Genomic DNA, 2,789 nt, shown 5'->3' on the forward strand with positions numbered 1-2,789 from the left:
AGTAAGAGACCTACTACAAGCTGTGGATAAGGAACGCGAGAGCCGCCAGATGAGTGACAGAAAGTTTAGTATGGAGGTGCTCGGGATCAGCCCGGCATATTTCTGTCTCCTGAAAGCGGGCAAGCGCCCCATCACCGGCAACCTCGCGGTCCTTCTTCTCCAAAAGTTGCCTGAAATCACCCCGGCGGTGACCAGTTTTATCATGGGAAAAGGTAACGACGGAGAAAATCAAGAAACCCCTCCAAAAAGTATAGGGGTAAAAGCCCAAGGGGGTAATCCAAGTATGCCCACCCACACCAAGGGGCTTTCTAGGGCTTCCCATGGGCACATCAAGGGGTAACACGTTACATGACACTCATGGAATCAGGACGGAAAGGCGGAGTTGGCACCCGGGACAACCATATAACTTTATGTCCGTTGTGCGGAGCCCCACAGAAAAACCAGTACCTTGCCGATACCGGCAAGAAGGGAGGCATTGCGACCCTGCAAAAGTATGGCCCAGGCTTCTACTCGCAGATTGGTAGTCTAGGCGGTAGAGGAAACACAAAAGAAAAACGCACGGAGGTGAAATATGGCTCAAGAGGAAAAGAGAGGTTGCGGATATAGGCATGTGGGGGGGCTGTACTTATGTGGAGAATACATCTCAGTACCTTGTGACCGGCTACCTTATCCTTTGGATGTCTGCCCAGTGTGTGGTGCGGGTGTCAAGGTTTCCCGAGGCTTCACTAAGATAAACCCACTAGCACTCTTTGGTATCCACCAACCCTGCGAGGATAAGTGGCCGGGGTGCTTTGTGTGCGAGCCCAAGGGCGACCCAGCCTTCATTATGGGCGTGGGCGAGAGGTATTACAAAACACCCGGAGACTTCATGGCTGAGGGCGCAAGGCTCGGCCTCTCAAAACGGATACCGTTCATCCCAAAGGAATTAGAGCTTGGCAAAACCATCGTGTACCTGGCCCATCCCAAGGCATGCCAGGCAAAGGAACCCGCCATCTTACAGCAAGCCATGGCGATAGTTTGCGGCGATGAATCCAGCCAGCCGCGCATGGTGGAATCTGAAAAGGCAGAATACAAGTTAGGCATCTTTTCAGCTTTCGTACCCATGAGGGTGGAGAAACTAATCTGGGAGCATGAAGCCACGCCAGAGGAACTAGAAAAGCTACAGAAACGGGGCATTACCCCGGTAGTAATAAAAGACGGTGACCCGGATCATGCCCCAAAGGAAGCGAGGTGAATCGCCCCATGCTTATTATAGAACAGAAGGGCAAAAGACTACTAGCCGCAGCATATCCACACGTGCTTGAGCTTACCGGGATAGTCATTTTCATCGCTGGGATACTGTGCATTGCGGCCTTAACTAAATTCAATGTCCTATCACCAATCATATACCACGCAGCCTGTCTATTCATCGCCGTTGTGGCGACATGGTGGTGCTGCCACTTTTTCTACAAGGGCATGAAGTTACTAGAACAAGACAGCCCTCAAAAGAAGGAGGCACGGCAACCACCATGTTAGTGATACGGGCAACAGGCAAGGCAAAACAAGTATTCGCACTCTTCGCCCTGTACTGCAAAACCCAGGGCAACAAGAGAATCTGTGAGATAGGGAGGTAACAATGCATAAAGAAATCAGAGAAACAGATGTCCAATGGTTAGCGATAGGGTCGTGGCGTCATTATTTTAAGCACAGGGACCTAAGTTGTGCCGTATCCCAGCTCACTGCGGCAATGATCACCATCGTAATAGGGGCGGCATTAGTATTTATTGGCCTATTCAGTGTCCCTACCGAGGTTGATACACCAGTGCCATCCCATGTAATAGCCATGCTTGCCATTGGTGCAGTCTTGGTGATAATAGCCATCATTCTGTACATCATGGCAGCTATTACAGAGCGGCGGGAGGAAGATAGGTTTGTGGACTATATTCTTGACGAATGGGAAGACGGCGGTATGCACATACCGGATAGCGAAACGGTCGCCGAATATCTGAAGAATAGGGAATTAGCGAGGTGACAGATGCCTAGAATCCAGGTAATAAGCGAAGGACCAATTGTGCCAAAGGTATTCAGTGAGATGGGCTACTGGGTCAAGGAATACGCGGACCATGTGACCAGCGTGGGCTACAAGGACGACGAGACCGCGGCATTCGCCCAGTCCTCGGCCACCAGGGAAGCCATACTGGACGTGATCGCCCGGCACTTCGTCAGAACCGCAACTCCGGTGGGGGCGATACGGGGATGAACCTATGCCGGGATTGCGTCCACTGGCACTGGACCGGAGATTTCAGAGGCAACTGCTTCATCCACCGGTGGGAGCACGACAAGTACAGCCAGGATGCAGTGCCAAGCGATATGGGATGCAAAGAATACGCAGTGCGGTGTGCCGAGCGAGTGGCAGCCGCAAAGGAGGGGTAGATGACAACCCTGTTATTTGCTGTGGTGTTTTCCTCTTGTGGGGCTGCTGGGATAGCGATCGCAGCAGGGATAATAGACATAACGGAGGCGAGATATGAAGCAGGGCTAGTCGCTCTCATATTTGGCACTACTGCATTCATATTAGCGCAAATCCTACTTATTAAGACAAATGGGCTGAAAAACTATCATCTGGATAAGGAGGCATAGGTGACAAACGACGGGAAAGGTGCAATAGCAACAATAGTAAAGCCACAAGAAAGCAAGGCAATCGTCCAGTGGAAGGGTGAGCCGATCACCATCACGTTCCAGGACGTACACAACCTTATCTGCCCGCTCGCCAGCGACCAAGAAGTAGCCGTGTTTCTCAAGACGTGCCA

General features: G+C 51.5%; 7 protein-coding genes. All 7 read left to right on the forward strand.

The window, feature by feature from the left end:
• Positions 1-340, forward strand: a 340-nt coding sequence (locus tag HWQ67_RS15690; RefSeq protein ID WP_218253626.1) for a hypothetical protein, incomplete at its 5' end; no start/stop codon positions are given.
• Between the two features lie 231 nt (positions 341-571).
• Positions 572-1,234 (forward strand): hypothetical protein, encoded by a 663-nt coding sequence (locus tag HWQ67_RS15695; protein ID WP_218253627.1) that lies wholly within the window; start codon positions 572-574, stop codon positions 1,232-1,234.
• A gap of 8 nt (positions 1,235-1,242) precedes the next feature.
• Complete coding sequence (locus tag HWQ67_RS15700; protein WP_218253628.1) at positions 1,243-1,515, forward strand: hypothetical protein; 273 nt, start codon at positions 1,243-1,245, stop codon at positions 1,513-1,515.
• Between the two features lie 100 nt (positions 1,516-1,615).
• Positions 1,616-2,011: a hypothetical protein gene (locus HWQ67_RS15705; RefSeq protein WP_218253629.1), complete on the forward strand. Its 396-nt coding sequence runs from the start codon at positions 1,616-1,618 to the stop codon at positions 2,009-2,011.
• Between the two features lie 3 nt (positions 2,012-2,014).
• Entirely contained in the window at positions 2,015-2,239 is a 225-nt protein-coding gene (locus HWQ67_RS15710) for a hypothetical protein (RefSeq protein ID WP_218253630.1), read from the forward strand.
• Positions 2,236-2,412 carry a hypothetical protein gene (locus HWQ67_RS15715; protein ID WP_218253631.1) on the forward strand — a complete coding sequence of 59 codons (177 nt, stop codon included), beginning with the start codon at positions 2,236-2,238 and terminating at the stop codon, positions 2,410-2,412. Before HWQ67_RS15710 ends, HWQ67_RS15715 begins: the two co-directional genes overlap by 4 nt.
• Positions 2,413-2,619, forward strand: a complete 207-nt coding sequence (locus HWQ67_RS15720; RefSeq protein ID WP_218253632.1) for a hypothetical protein — start codon at positions 2,413-2,415, stop codon at positions 2,617-2,619.
• The last annotated feature ends 170 nt before the right edge of the window (positions 2,620-2,789 follow it).

The organism is Candidatus Magnetobacterium casense, from assembly GCF_019173545.1.
GTDB classification, from domain to species: Bacteria; Nitrospirota; Thermodesulfovibrionia; order Thermodesulfovibrionales; family Magnetobacteriaceae; genus Magnetobacterium; species Magnetobacterium cryptolimnobacter.